Raw genomic sequence first — 12,616 nt, forward strand, 5'->3', positions numbered from 1 at the left:
ACTTAACGCTCTGTGCGTTCGGCGCGAAGAGCGGTTACCTCCGCAGGCGGTTATGCCCTATACTTGACGCTGATTCAAAACCAGCAACGATAGGTAACTTATGGAAATTGATCTCGACAACCTGGTCTTCAGCGGCCTGGATGAAGCGGAAGAGCGCAACGCGGAGCGTCTGGAAGAAGCGGACAAAAAAGCCCAGGCGATCGTTGCCGATGACGATTGCGGCGACGCCTGCAAAATTTGATTATCAAACCGGCCTGCGGGCCGTTTTTTTTCCCCACGCCCCCTCAGGTGGGTAAATACCCTTTCAACGTATCCAGCAGCGCCTGCGCCGCCTTCGACAGCGGCAGATGTCCGGCATGGATCGCCCCAACGCACTTTTCAATCGGCGGATCGCTGAGCGGAATGCACACTGCCCCCAGCGAGGTCATCTGCGTTTTGCATAGCGCCGGCACCGCGCTGCCTCCCAGACCGCTGGCTACCATCCTCCCCACCGTCACCAGTTGGTGGCTCTCCAGCGCCACTTCCAGCTGACGCCCGCTGCGCGCCAGCGCCTCCTCCAGCATCAGGCGCACCGCCGAGGGACGCTGGAGGGTGATAAAGTCGAGAGTTAACAGCTCCTGCCAGGTGAGCTTTTTTTTCTTCGCCAGCGGCGATTGCCGGGGAACGATCGCCACGAAGCGGTCCACCGCCAGCGGGGTAAACAGCAGGTTGTGGTTGGGCGATGGCTCGAAAGCGATGCCCATCTCTACCCGCCCCTCACGCACCATCTCGATTACCTGCTCATTGATCACATCATGCACCGTGACGTTCACCCCGGCATAGCGGTCGCGGAAGGCTTTCAGCGCCTCCGGCAGAACGTTGGCGGCGAACGACGGCATCGCGGCGACCGAGATTTTGCCGCGCTGCAGGGTAAAGCTCTGGCGCATCGCCTCCTCAACGTTATCCCAGTCGGCCAGCAGTTGACGGGCCATCGGCAGAAAGAGTTCCCCCTCCTGGGTGAGGGTCACTTTGCGGGTGCTGCGCTGCAGCAGCGCGCCCCCCAGCGCCTCCTCCAACCCTTTGATGGTCAGGCTGAGCGCTGGCTGCGACAGATTCAGCCTTTCGCTGGCGTGGGCGAAATTGAGAGTGTGAGCTACCGCTAAAAACGCGCGTAACTGTTTGACACTCATTCTCATTTTTCATCCTGTTAACTAATTGAAAGAAATTAGTTAACAGGAAATTAATTAAATTTCCAAATGAGTGAGTCACAAATTCAAAATTATCAAATCAGTCGCCCGCGCCAATGATAAGGGTATCGCAAGGCAGGAGAGACAAGATGGCAGGACTGGATAAACGCGTCGCCAGCTACGAAGCGGCGCTGGAAGGGTTAACGGACGGCATGACGCTGCTCGCCGGCGGCTTCGGCCTGTGCGGTATACCCGAGAATTTGATCGCCGAGGTGAAGCGTCGCCAGGTGAAGGGGCTGACGGTGGTTTCCAACAACTGCGGCGTCGATGGCTTCGGTCTCGGCATGCTGTTGGAGTCGCGCCAGGTCAGCAAGGTAGTGGCCTCTTACGTCGGGGAAAACGCGCTGTTTGAACAGCTGGTGCTGAGCGGCGAGCTGGCGGTAGAGCTCACCCCGCAGGGAACGCTGGCGGAAAAAATCCGCGCCGGCGGCGCCGGGATCCCCGGCTTTTACACCGCCACCGGCTATGGCACGCCGGTCGCCGAAGGCAAAGAGGTGCGCCAGTTCGACGGTAAAAATTACATTCTTGAACAAGCTATTCGCGGCGATTTCGCCCTCGTGAAGGGCTGGAAGGCTGACTGGTATGGCAATGTGGTTTATCGCCATACCGCACAGAATTTCAACCCGCTGATGGCCACCGCCGGGCGCATTACGGTGGTGGAGGTGGAAGAGATTGTGCCGCCGGGCGAACTGCCGCCCTCCGCCATTCACACCCCGGGGATCTATGTCGACCGGCTGATCGTCGGGCAATTCGAAAAACGCATTGAACAGCGCACCCTGCGCGCCGGAGGGCACTGAGATGTTAACCCGCGAACAAATGGCGATGCGCGTCGCCCAGGAGCTGCGCGACGGCGACTACGTCAACCTCGGGATCGGTATCCCGACGCTGGTGGCCAATTACATTCCCGCCGGCATTGAAGTGATGCTCCAGTCGGAGAACGGCCTGCTGGGGATGGGCGAGTTTCCCGATGAGCAAACTCTCGACGCCGACATGATCAACGCCGGCAAACAGACCGTCACCGCGCAAACCGGGGCGGCGATCTTCGATTCGGCCCAGTCGTTCGCCATGATCCGCGGCGGCCACGTCGATCTTACGGTTCTTGGCGCCTTTGAGGTCGACGTCGCAGGGAATATCGCCTCGTGGATGATCCCTGGAAAAATGGTCAAGGGGATGGGCGGCGCCATGGACCTGGTGGCCGGCGCGCAGAACATCATCGTGGTGATGACCCACGCCTCAAAGAACGGCGAATCCAAACTGCTGCCGCAGTGCACCCTGCCGCTCACCGGCGTGGGCTGCATTCGCCGGGTGCTCACCGACCTGGCCCTGCTGGACATTGTCGACGGGGCGTTTGTCCTGCGCGAAGTGGCCCCGGGGGTCAGCCCCGACGAAGTGATGCGTAAAACGGCGGGACGGCTGATCGTCGCCGAAGACGTGCGCGAAATGCGCTTCAGCTAAGGAGAGACCATGACCGATATTGCCATAGTTGCTGCCGTACGCACCCCGGTCGGCAGCTTTCGCGGCGCCTTCGCCCCGCTTTCCGCCGTCGACCTCGGCGCGGCAGTGGTGCGCAGCCTGCTTGAACGCTGCCAGCTGCCCGCCGCAGCGGTCGATGAACTGATTTTCGGCCAGGTGCTCACCGCCGGCTGCGGGCAGAACCCGGCGCGCCAGACCGCGCTGCGGGCCGGCCTGCCGGTGGACACTCCAGCGGTCACCGTCAATCTGGTGTGCGGCTCAGGGCTGAAAGCGGTTCAGCAGGCGGTGCAGGCGATCCGCTGCGGCGACGCCGAGATCGTTATCGCCGGCGGCCAGGAGAGCATGAGCAATGCTCCCTATCTGATGAATGGCGCCCGCGACGGCCTGCGTTTCGGCCATGCCAGCCTGCAGGACAGCATGATCCAGGACGGCCTATGGGACGCTTTTAACGACTACCACATGGGCATTACCGCCGAGAACCTTGCCGACGCCTTCGACATCAGCCGCGAGCGCCAGGACGCCTTCGCCGCCAGCTCCCAGCGCAAAGCGGCGGCCGCTATCGCCGCCGGACGCTTTCGCGAGGAGATCGTCCCGGTCAGCGTCCCGCAGGGCAAAAAGCCGCCGCGTGTCGTGACCGACGATGAGCAACCGCGCCCGGAGACCAGCGAGCAGCAGCTGGCCCAGCTGCGCCCGGCGTTTCGCCCGGCTGACGGCAGCGTCACCGCCGGGAATGCCTCATCGCTGAACGACGGCGCTGCGGCGGTCCTGCTGATGAGCGTCGATAAAGCGCACGAGCTTGGGCTGCCGGTGCTGGCGCGCATTGTCAGCGCGGCGGTCGCCGGGGTCGACCCGTCGGTGATGGGCATCGGCCCGGTGAGCGCCTGCCGCCAGGCGCTGCAGCGCGCCGGCTGGACGCTGGACGAGGTGGATCTGATCGAAGCCAACGAGGCCTTTGCCGTCCAGGCGCTGGCCGTCGGCCAGCTGCTCGAATGGGACAGCGAGAAGGTCAACGTTAACGGCGGCGCCATCGCCCTGGGCCATCCCATCGGCGCCTCCGGCTGCCGGATCCTCGTCAGCCTGGTGCATGAGATGCAGCGCCGGGGCGCCAGCAAAGGGCTGGCCACCCTGTGCGTCGGCGGCGGACAGGGCATCGCCATGACCCTTCAACGTTAACAGGAGCCACTATGTTTACACCACGCCTGGCGGTACTCGGCGCCGGACTGATGGGCGTCGGCATTGCCTGCCATTTCGCCCGTCACGGTCACGCCGTCCGCCTGTATGACACCGATCCGCAACGTCTCGCCGAGGTACCCACAGTAGCAGGGGCGATCCTGCGCGAGCTGGAGGCGAGCGGTCAGCAGCTGGAGGCGAGCGGTCAGCAGGCTCCCGCCGACCGTGACGCCGTGCTGAGCCGTTTAACCCCTACCCCGGCGCTGCAAGCGCTGGCGGACGCCACGCTGCTGATTGAAGCGATCCCCGAACGGCTGGGGCTGAAGCACGCCCTGTATGCCGAACTGGAAACGCTGATCGCCGACGAGGCGATTATCGCCAGCAACACCAGCGGCCTGCCGCCGGATCGGCTGGCGCAGGGCATGCGCCTCCCGGAACGGCTACTGATCGCCCATTTCTGGCATCCGCCGCACCTGATCCCGCTGGTGGAAGTGGTGCCCGGGAGCGCCACCCTGCCTCATCTGGCGCACCAGGTGAGCGACTTTTGCGCCGCCTGCGCGCTGGAAGCGGTGGTGCTCAACCGCGCCGCGCCGGGCTTTGTCGGCAACCGGCTGCAGTTCGCCCTGCTGCGCGAAGCGCTGCATATCGTCCACAGCGGCATCGCGTCCCCGGAGGTGGTGGACCAGGTGATGCGCGCCTCGCTGGGCCGCCGCTATGCGATGGTCGGCCCGCTGGAGGCAGCGGACATGACCGGCCTGGCGACGGTCCAGGATATCTGCCAGCACTTGCTGCCGGAGCTGGCCAGCGGCACCGAGATGATGTCGCTGGTGGAGGAGAAAGTAGCGCGAGGCGACACCGGCGCCCGCAGCGGGCAAGGCTTTTACCGCTGGGACGAGGCCCGGCGCCAGCGCATCCAGTCGCGCCGGGAACACCAGCTGCGCTTCGCCCTGAAACCCTAGTATCTCGTTCTGTACCCCTACAATAACAATGAGAGTGAGACGTCGTGATGAGTGTGATAATAGCCCTGGCCGCGCTGGCATTACTGATGCTGGCAGCCTACCGTGGATACAGCGTGATCCTCTTTGCGCCGATCGCCGCCCTCGGCGCGGTGCTGCTCACCGACCCGGGCGCGGTCGGCCCGGCCTTTACCGGCCTGTTTATGGAAAAAATGGTCGGCTTTGTGAAGCTCTATTTCCCGGTGTTTCTGCTGGGCGCGGTATTCGGCAAGCTGATTGAGCTGTCGGGATTCTCGCGGTCGATTGTCGCCGCCGCCATCCGCATCCTTGGACGCCGCCATGCGATCCCGGTGATCGTGCTGGTGTGCGCCCTGCTGACCTACGGCGGGGTGTCGCTGTTTGTGGTGGCCTTTGCCGTCTACCCTTTCGCCGCCGAGCTGTTTCGCCAGAGCGGGATCCCCAAACGGCTGATCCCGGCCACCGTCGCCCTCGGGGCCTTCTCGTTTACCATGGACGCCCTGCCCGGCACGCCGCAGATCCAGAATATTATTCCCACCAGCTTCTTCGGCACCAACGCCTGGGCGGCCCCGTGGCTGGGGCTTATCGGCTCGCTGTTCATTATCCTCTTCGGTTTGCTGTGGCTGGAGCGCCAGCGCCGCAAAGCGCAGGCCAGCGGCGAAGGCTATGGGACCGACCTGCAAAATGAGCCGGAGACCCCGGATGATATCAACCTGCCGCATCCGCTGATCGCTATCGCCCCGCTGCTGCTGGTGGGGGTGCTGAATCTGCTGTTTACCCACTGGATCCCGCAGTGGTACGGCGCCAGCCATGAGCTCACCCTCCCGGGTCTGGCGAAGCCTGTGGTCACCGAGGTGGGGAAAATCACCGCCATCTGGGCGGTACAGGCGGCGCTGCTCTCCGGCATTGTGCTGGTACTGGTCTGCGGCTACCGCAATATTCGCGGCCGGCTGGCAGAAGGAAGCCGGACGGCGGTGGGCGGGGCTATTCTCGCGGCGATGAACACCGCCTCTGAGTATGGCTTCGGCGCGGTTATCGCCGCCCTGCCGGGTTTCCTGGTGCTGTCGAAAGCCCTCGCGGCTATTCCCAATCCGCTGTTAAACGAGGCGATCAGCGTCACGGTGCTGGCCGGGATCACCGGCTCGGCCTCCGGGGGAATGAGCATTGCCCTGGCGGCGATGTCCGAGACCTTTGTCGCCGCCGCCCACGCCGCCAATATTCCGCTGGAGGTCCTGCACCGCGTCGCCGCCATGGCCAGCGGCGGCATGGATACCCTGCCGCATAACGGGGCGGTGATCACCCTGCTGGCGATCACCGGCCTGAGCCATCGCCAGGCCTACGGCGGCATTTTCGCCATCACGGTGATCAAAAGCCTTGCGGTACTGTTTGTCATTGCCACGTTCTATGTGACCGGCATTGTCTGAGACCCGACTGAAGGAGAAATATGATGAATTTAAACGGTAAAACAGCGCTGGTCACCGGCTCCACCAGCGGCATCGGCTTAGGGATCGCCAAAGTGCTGGCGCAGGCAGGCGCCCAGCTGGTGCTCAATGGCTTCGGCGACAGCAGCCACGCCCGGGCTGAAGTCGCCGCGCTGGGCAAGATCCCCGGCTATCACGACGCCGACCTCCGCGACGTCGGGCAGATCGAGGCGATGATGCGCTATGCCGAAAGCACCTTCGGCGGCGTCGATATCGTGATCAATAACGCCGGCATCCAGCACGTGGCCCCGGTGGAGCAGTTCCCGGTGGACAAATGGAACGACATCATCGCGATCAATCTCTCCAGTGTCTTCCATACCACCCGCCTGGCGCTGCCGGGCATGCGCCAGCGCAACTGGGGGCGCATCATCAACATTGCCTCAGTGCATGGCCTGGTGGCGTCGAAAGAGAAATCGGCCTATGTCGCCGCCAAGCACGCGGTGGTCGGCCTGACCAAAACCGTGGCCCTGGAAACCGCGCGCAGCGGCATCACCTGCAACGCCATCTGCCCCGGCTGGGTGCTGACCCCGCTGGTGCAGCAGCAGATCGATAAGCGCATCGCCGAGGGGGTCGACCCGGAGCAGGCCAGCGCCCAGCTGCTGGCGGAAAAGCAGCCCTCCGGGGAGTTTGTCACCCCGCAGCAACTGGGCGAAATGGCGCTGTTTCTGTGCAGCGACGCCGCCGCCCAGGTGCGCGGCGCGGCGTGGAACATGGACGGCGGCTGGGTGGCGCAGTAAGCCGCAGGCGTCGCGAAGATCAGAACATCGCCAGAAAGCGTTTCACCGTGCGCGAGCGCTCGAAGCGCCGCCAGGCGATGGCGATATCGGTCTTCAGCGGCGCCCCGCTGAGCGGGTGATAGCTGACGTTCGGCTGCTGGATGCAGGTCATTGACTGCGGGACCAGCGCGAAGCCGAACCCGGCATTGACCATGCTCAGCGACGACGAAATCTGCGACGACTGCCAGGCGCGCTCCATATCGATGCCGGCGCGCAGGCAGCTGTTGTACACCAGCTCATACAGCCCCGGAGCCACTTCCCGCGGGAAGAGGATCGGCGCCACGTCGCGCAGCTGCTCCAGGGCCAGGGTCGGCTGCGTCGCCAGCGGGTTATCGCGCGGCAGCGCGATAACCATCGGCTCCTCATCGATAATCCGCAGATTAAAGGCCTTACTGCTCTCGCACGGCAGACGGACGAAGGCAATATCCAGCTCGGCCTCGCTCAGGGCGGTCATCAGATTGGCCATGTTGTCTTCCATCTGGTGCAGGGTCACCCCGGGGTGGTCGAGCTGAAAACGGTGCAGCAGCGTGAAGATTTGCGGGTGGAAAGCATCAGAACTGGTAATGCCTAGCGACAGGCTGCCGTTCATCCCGCGGGCAATGCCCTTGGCCTTCTCCAGCGCCGCATCGCTCATGGCGAGGATCTGACGGGCATCCTCATAGAACGACTCACCGGCCTCGGTGAGCTCCACCCCGCGGGTCAAACGCCGAAACAGCGGGGTCCCCACCTCGCGCTCAAGCCGCTGAATTTGCTGACTTAACGGAGGCTGTGAAATACCCAGCTCCTTGGCGGCCTGGGTGAAGTGCCGCGTCCTGGCGACGGCGACAAAATAGCGAAGATAACGAAGTTCCATATCGAAAACGTCTCAAACCAGCATGGTTTCTATATTGGAACTGTGAGCTGAATCGGGTCAACATTTATTTAACCTTTCTTATATTTGTTGAACGAGGAAGTGGTATATGAATCATTCTGCTGAATGCACCTGCGAAGAGAGTCTATGCGAAACCCTGCGGGCGTTTTCCGCGCAGCATCCCGAGAGCGTGCTCTATCAGACATCGCTTATGAGCGCCCTGCTGAGCGGGGTTTACGAAGGGAGCACCACCATCGCCGACCTGCTGAAGCACGGCGATTTCGGTCTCGGCACCTTTAATGAGCTGGACGGGGAGCTGATCGCCTTCAGCAGTCAGGTCTATCAGCTGCGGGCCGACGGCAGCGCGCGCAAAGCGCAGCCGGAGCAGAAAACGCCGTTCGCGGTGATGACCTGGTTTCAGCCGCAGTACCGGAAAACTTTCGACCACCCGGTGAGCCGCCAGCAGCTGCACGAGGTGATCGACCAGCAAATTCCCTCTGACAACCTGTTCTGCGCCCTGCGCATCGATGGCCATTTCCGCCATGCCCATACCCGCACCGTACCGCGCCAGACGCCGCCGTACCGGGCGATGACCGACGTCCTCGACGATCAGCCGGTGTTCCGCTTTAACCAGCGCGAAGGGGTACTGGTCGGCTTCCGTACCCCGCAGCATATGCAGGGGATCAACGTCGCCGGGTATCACGAGCACTTTATTACCGATGACCGCAAAGGCGGCGGTCACCTGCTGGATTACCAGCTCGACCACGGAGTGTTGACCTTCGGCGAAATTCACAAGCTGATGATCGACCTGCCCGCCGACAGCGCGTTCCTGCAGGCCAATCTGCATCCCGATAATCTCGATGCCGCCATCCGTTCCGTAGAAAGTTAAGGGGGTCACATGGACAAACAGTATCCGGTACGCCAGTGGGCGCACGGCGCCGATCTCGTCGTCAGCCAGCTGGAAGCCCAGGGGGTACGTCAGGTGTTCGGCATCCCTGGCGCCAAAATCGACAAGGTATTCGACTCACTGCTGGATTCCTCCATTCGCATTATTCCGGTACGCCACGAAGCCAACGCCGCGTTTATGGCCGCCGCCGTCGGGCGCATTACCGGTAAAGCCGGCGTGGCGCTGGTCACCTCCGGCCCGGGCTGCTCCAACCTGATCACCGGTATGGCCACCGCCAACAGCGAAGGCGACCCGGTGGTGGCCCTGGGCGGCGCGGTGAAACGCGCCGATAAAGCCAAACAGGTCCACCAGAGTATGGATACGGTGGCGATGTTCAGCCCGGTGACGAAATACGCCGTCGAGGTGACCGCGCCGGACGCGCTGGCGGAAGTGGTCTCCAACGCCTTCCGCGCCGCCGAGCAGGGCCGCCCGGGCAGCGCGTTCGTCAGCCTGCCGCAGGATGTGGTCGATGGCCCGGTCAGCGGCAAAGTACTGCCGGCCAGCGGGGCCCCGCAGATGGGCGCCGCGCCGGATGCCGCCATCGACCAGGTGGCGAAGCTTATCGCTCAGGCGAAAAACCCGATCTTCCTGCTCGGCCTGATGGCCAGCCAGCCGGAGAACAGCGCGGCGCTGCGCCGTTTGCTGGAGGCCAGCCATATTCCGGTCACCAGCACCTATCAGGCCGCCGGGGCGGTGAATCAGGATAACTTCTCTCGCTTCGCCGGCCGGGTCGGGCTGTTTAACAACCAGGCCGGGGACCGTCTGCTGCAGCTCGCCGACCTGGTGATCTGCATCGGCTACAGCCCGGTGGAATATGAACCGGCGATGTGGAACAGCGGCAACGCGACGCTGGTGCATATCGACGTCCTGCCCGCCTATGAAGAGCGCAACTACACCCCGGACGTCGAGCTGGTGGGCGATATCGCCGGCACCCTCAACAAGCTGGCGCAAAATATCGATCGCCGGCTGGTGCTCTCCCCGCAGGCGGCGGAGATCCTCCGCGACCGCCAGCACCAGCGCGAACTGCTGGACCGCCGCGGCGCGCAGCTGAATCAGTTTGCTCTGCATCCGCTGCGCATCGTTCGCGCCATGCAGGATATCGTCAACAGCGACGTCACGCTGACCGTGGACATGGGCAGCTTCCATATCTGGATTGCCCGCTACCTGTACAGCTTCCGCGCCCGTCAGGTGATGATCTCCAACGGCCAGCAGACCATGGGCGTCGCCCTGCCCTGGGCCATCGGCGCATGGCTGGTCAATCCTGAGCGCAAAGTGGTCTCCGTCTCCGGCGACGGCGGCTTCCTGCAGTCGAGCATGGAGCTGGAGACCGCCGTCCGCCTGAAAGCCAACGTGCTGCACCTGATCTGGGTCGATAACGGCTACAACATGGTGGCCATCCAGGAAGAGAAAAAATATCAGCGCCTGTCCGGCGTCGAGTTCGGGCCGATGGATTTTAAAGCCTATGCCGAGTCCTTCGGCGCCAAAGGGTTTGCCGTGGAAAGCGCCGAGGCGCTGGAGCCGACCCTGCGCGCGGCGATGGACGTCGACGGCCCGGCGGTAGTGGCCATCCCGGTAGATTATCGCGATAACCCGCTGCTGATGGGCCAGCTGCATCTGAGTCAGATTCTGTAAGTCATCACAATAAGGAAAGGAAAATGAAAAAAGTCGCACTTGTTACCGGCGCCGGCCAGGGGATTGGTAAAGCTATCGCCCTTCGTCTGGTGAAGGATGGATTTGCCGTGGCCATTGCCGATTATAACGACGCCACCGCCAAAGCGGTCGCCTCGGAAATCAACCAGGCCGGCGGCCGCGCCATGGCGGTGAAAGTGGATGTCTCCGACCGCGATCAGGTGTTCGCCGCCGTCGAACAGGCGCGCAAAACGCTGGGCGGCTTCGACGTCATCGTCAACAACGCCGGCGTGGCGCCGTCCACGCCGATCGAGTCCATTACCCCGGAAATTGTCGATAAAGTCTACAACATCAACGTCAAAGGGGTGATCTGGGGCATTCAGGCGGCGGTCGAAGCCTTTAAGAAAGAGGGGCACGGCGGGAAAATCATCAACGCCTGTTCCCAGGCCGGCCACGTCGGCAACCCGGAGCTGGCGGTGTATAGCTCCAGTAAATTCGCGGTGCGCGGCTTAACCCAGACCGCCGCTCGCGACCTCGCGCCGCTGGGCATCACGGTCAACGGCTACTGCCCGGGGATTGTCAAAACGCCGATGTGGGCCGAAATTGACCGCCAGGTGTCAGAAGCCGCCGGTAAACCGCTGGGCTACGGTACCGCCGAGTTCGCCAAACGCATCACTCTCGGTCGGCTGTCCGAGCCGGAAGATGTCGCCGCCTGCGTCTCCTATCTTGCCAGCCCGGATTCTGATTATATGACCGGTCAGTCATTGCTGATCGACGGCGGGATGGTGTTTAACTAATAAATAATAAGCTCTGACATGGCTTGCCCCTGCTTTCGCGCGGGGGCTTTTTTGGGTTTGAGTGTAAGCATTCCGGTGAAACGAACCCTCTATTGATAGATAGAGTCCGCTCCTGGCGCTCAGGGGACTTTAACGACGTAGACGATGCGTCAGGGAACTTGTCGTTATAAGTTCTTACTGCTTATTAGCGGGACCGCCGTCTGATTTGGGTTGGATCTTGACGACTAATCTTTGCGCTTTTCCTGGTTTCCCCTTTTCAAAACGCCATTTTTTCATCATTTTTTCAATGATTTGATGTTCCAACTCCGGAGTCGTTGTCGATTCAAGTATCTTTACATTCTGAACTCTGCCATCTGAATCCACATCGTACTGAAGCCGCAGGAAACTCGGCAGTAGGTTTCCGTTCTTATCACGAGTGGTAATTGATGTGTTGGCAGAGGAAATGCTGCCTGAAGGTGTGCTGGCGCTGACCTGTGTGCCGGCGCAGAGTGCCAGGAACAATGGCAGAATCAGAGTGAATAGTCTGATAGCTTTCATAAATCGTCCGAATTCAAAAATTAACCATGAATCTTCACGTTACCAACGGCGCGAGTGACAGGTTACCAGATGAGATGATCAGTGAATACCGCGTCTTCAGTAGCAATCACGTTGACCTCCTGACCAGGCGCTTCGTACTACATCCATTCCCGATGACGTTTCCCTATCAGGACAAGGGGGCGCTGAGCGACTATATCAACGATTCTTATGCCAGCTGTCAGCAGCACTATCCGGTTCGCCAGGGAACATGGCCGAGCTAACACCCCCAAGTGATTAGCATTTATTCGCGTCCCGCGCTGAAGACCATTAGCTAATCCTTTTTAACTTCGGTGCTCGGGATCTCCAGCGCTTGCAACGTTATGAGGGTGTTCTCCGCGGGCTTGCTGCTGATGCTAAGGGGGAGATTCTTCAGTCATTCCTGCGACACCTGGGAGCTAAACACGGAAGCGGCTGAGCATAGCGCCAGTAGAGAATCCCGGAGAGCGATGCGTGAGAACTTATCCCGGCTACGCTGTTGTGCCTCTCTTGTGCCGTATTTTTGCCGGGTGGCGGCTGCGCCTTACCCGGCCTACATAAACTCGCTAACTGACTGGCTTGCGCCGCGTTGAGTGGTACCTTGTGATGTCAGCGCTTTCCGCTCCTGGCATAGAGCGAACAAACCAGCTGAGCTAAAGGTCCGCATTGAGTGAGGAGCGGAAGTTTGCAACTCTCACAACTACGTTACTAATATTGAGGTGTCGTAATCAACGGAGAGCAG

14 protein-coding genes are annotated in these 12,616 nt (G+C 61.8%); 11 read left to right on the top strand and 3 right to left on the bottom strand.

All coding sequences use genetic code 11. The features are described from left to right. The first annotated feature begins 100 nt into the window (after positions 1-100). On the top strand, positions 101-241 hold the full coding sequence (locus ACQUTP_RS03490; RefSeq protein WP_002908189.1) for a hypothetical protein: 141 nt from the start codon (positions 101-103) through the stop codon (positions 239-241). A gap of 43 nt (positions 242-284) precedes the next feature. On the opposite strand, the gene ACQUTP_RS03495 is transcribed toward ACQUTP_RS03490, so the two are convergent. Beyond that, positions 285-1,175, bottom strand: coding sequence for a LysR family transcriptional regulator (locus ACQUTP_RS03495; protein WP_048295005.1), 891 nt, complete (start codon positions 1,173-1,175; stop codon positions 285-287). A 140-nt stretch (positions 1,176-1,315) separates the two neighbouring features. Here ACQUTP_RS03495 and ACQUTP_RS03500 point away from each other — a divergent pair, with 140 nt between their 5' ends. From ACQUTP_RS03500 to ACQUTP_RS03525, 6 genes are read left to right on the top strand one after another with little or no spacing between them, the layout of a single operon-like run. Beyond that, the gene (locus ACQUTP_RS03500) at positions 1,316-2,023 is read left to right on the top strand and encodes a CoA transferase subunit A (RefSeq protein ID WP_004202983.1); all 708 of its coding nucleotides are present in this window, start codon (positions 1,316-1,318) and stop codon (positions 2,021-2,023) included. A 1-nt stretch (position 2,024) separates the two neighbouring features. Continuing rightward, positions 2,025-2,681, top strand: coding sequence for a CoA transferase subunit B (locus tag ACQUTP_RS03505; RefSeq protein WP_064183301.1), 657 nt, complete (start codon positions 2,025-2,027; stop codon positions 2,679-2,681). A 9-nt stretch (positions 2,682-2,690) separates the two neighbouring features. Beyond that, positions 2,691-3,872 carry an acetyl-CoA C-acetyltransferase gene (locus tag ACQUTP_RS03510; protein ID WP_017899572.1) on the top strand — a complete coding sequence of 394 codons (1,182 nt, stop codon included), beginning with the start codon at positions 2,691-2,693 and terminating at the stop codon, positions 3,870-3,872. Between the two features lie 11 nt (positions 3,873-3,883). Further along, entirely contained in the window at positions 3,884-4,828 is a 945-nt protein-coding gene (locus ACQUTP_RS03515) for a 3-hydroxyacyl-CoA dehydrogenase family protein (RefSeq protein ID WP_306738562.1), read from the top strand. A gap of 44 nt (positions 4,829-4,872) precedes the next feature. Continuing rightward, positions 4,873-6,267 carry a GntP family permease gene (locus ACQUTP_RS03520; RefSeq protein ID WP_196531944.1) on the top strand — a complete coding sequence of 465 codons (1,395 nt, stop codon included), beginning with the start codon at positions 4,873-4,875 and terminating at the stop codon, positions 6,265-6,267. Positions 6,268-6,290: 23 nt separating this feature from the next. Further along, complete coding sequence (locus tag ACQUTP_RS03525; protein ID WP_004202988.1) at positions 6,291-7,061, top strand: 3-hydroxybutyrate dehydrogenase; 771 nt, start codon at positions 6,291-6,293, stop codon at positions 7,059-7,061. Between the two features lie 19 nt (positions 7,062-7,080). On the opposite strand, the gene ACQUTP_RS03530 is transcribed toward ACQUTP_RS03525, so the two are convergent. Then, positions 7,081-7,953 carry a LysR family transcriptional regulator gene (locus tag ACQUTP_RS03530; RefSeq protein ID WP_004145376.1) on the bottom strand — a complete coding sequence of 291 codons (873 nt, stop codon included), beginning with the start codon at positions 7,951-7,953 and terminating at the stop codon, positions 7,081-7,083. 106 nt (positions 7,954-8,059) lie between these two features. On the opposite strand from ACQUTP_RS03530, the gene budA reads away from it, so the two are divergent. Genes budA through ACQUTP_RS03545 form a run of 3 tightly spaced genes read left to right on the top strand, consistent with a single transcriptional unit; the run spans position 8,060 to position 11,322 of the window. Then, a complete protein-coding gene (budA, locus tag ACQUTP_RS03535; protein WP_002908205.1) occupies positions 8,060-8,839 on the top strand; it encodes an acetolactate decarboxylase in 780 nt (259 codons plus the stop codon). A gap of 9 nt (positions 8,840-8,848) precedes the next feature. Beyond that, positions 8,849-10,528, top strand: coding sequence for an acetolactate synthase AlsS (gene alsS / locus ACQUTP_RS03540; RefSeq protein WP_004202990.1), 1,680 nt, complete (start codon positions 8,849-8,851; stop codon positions 10,526-10,528). Positions 10,529-10,551: 23 nt separating this feature from the next. Then, positions 10,552-11,322: a (S)-acetoin forming diacetyl reductase gene (locus tag ACQUTP_RS03545; RefSeq protein WP_004151179.1), complete on the top strand. Its 771-nt coding sequence runs from the start codon at positions 10,552-10,554 to the stop codon at positions 11,320-11,322. A gap of 174 nt (positions 11,323-11,496) precedes the next feature. Here ACQUTP_RS03545 and ACQUTP_RS03550 read toward each other — a convergent pair whose 3' ends face one another. Further along, positions 11,497-11,859, bottom strand: coding sequence for a TonB family protein (locus ACQUTP_RS03550; RefSeq protein ID WP_130944646.1), 363 nt, complete (start codon positions 11,857-11,859; stop codon positions 11,497-11,499). Positions 11,860-11,933: 74 nt separating this feature from the next. Between ACQUTP_RS03550 and ACQUTP_RS03555 the strand changes: the two genes are divergently transcribed. Then, a complete protein-coding gene (locus tag ACQUTP_RS03555) occupies positions 11,934-12,119 on the top strand; it encodes a hypothetical protein (RefSeq protein ID WP_126065640.1) in 186 nt (61 codons plus the stop codon). The last annotated feature ends 497 nt before the right edge of the window (positions 12,120-12,616 follow it).

The organism is Klebsiella sp. 2-CIP_Kleb., assembly GCF_050378715.1.
In the GTDB taxonomy this organism is placed as follows: Bacteria; Pseudomonadota; Gammaproteobacteria; order Enterobacterales; family Enterobacteriaceae; genus Klebsiella; species Klebsiella quasipneumoniae.

Coding starts and splice junctions, on each gene's coding strand:
- ACQUTP_RS03490 (WP_002908189.1), top strand. CDS start 101: ATGGAAATTGATCTCGACAACCTGGTCTTCAGCGGCCTGGATGAAGCG.
- ACQUTP_RS03495 (WP_048295005.1), bottom strand. CDS start 1,175: ATGAGAATGAGTGTCAAACAGTTACGCGCGTTTTTAGCGGTAGCTCAC.
- ACQUTP_RS03500 (WP_004202983.1), top strand. CDS start 1,316: ATGGCAGGACTGGATAAACGCGTCGCCAGCTACGAAGCGGCGCTGGAA.
- ACQUTP_RS03505 (WP_064183301.1), top strand. CDS start 2,025: ATGTTAACCCGCGAACAAATGGCGATGCGCGTCGCCCAGGAGCTGCGC.
- ACQUTP_RS03510 (WP_017899572.1), top strand. CDS start 2,691: ATGACCGATATTGCCATAGTTGCTGCCGTACGCACCCCGGTCGGCAGC.
- ACQUTP_RS03515 (WP_306738562.1), top strand. CDS start 3,884: ATGTTTACACCACGCCTGGCGGTACTCGGCGCCGGACTGATGGGCGTC.
- ACQUTP_RS03525 (WP_004202988.1), top strand. CDS start 6,291: ATGAATTTAAACGGTAAAACAGCGCTGGTCACCGGCTCCACCAGCGGC.
- ACQUTP_RS03530 (WP_004145376.1), bottom strand. CDS start 7,953: ATGGAACTTCGTTATCTTCGCTATTTTGTCGCCGTCGCCAGGACGCGG.
- budA (WP_002908205.1), top strand. CDS start 8,060: ATGAATCATTCTGCTGAATGCACCTGCGAAGAGAGTCTATGCGAAACC.
- alsS (WP_004202990.1), top strand. CDS start 8,849: ATGGACAAACAGTATCCGGTACGCCAGTGGGCGCACGGCGCCGATCTC.
- ACQUTP_RS03545 (WP_004151179.1), top strand. CDS start 10,552: ATGAAAAAAGTCGCACTTGTTACCGGCGCCGGCCAGGGGATTGGTAAA.
- ACQUTP_RS03550 (WP_130944646.1), bottom strand. CDS start 11,859: ATGAAAGCTATCAGACTATTCACTCTGATTCTGCCATTGTTCCTGGCA.
- ACQUTP_RS03555 (WP_126065640.1), top strand. CDS start 11,934: ATGATCAGTGAATACCGCGTCTTCAGTAGCAATCACGTTGACCTCCTG.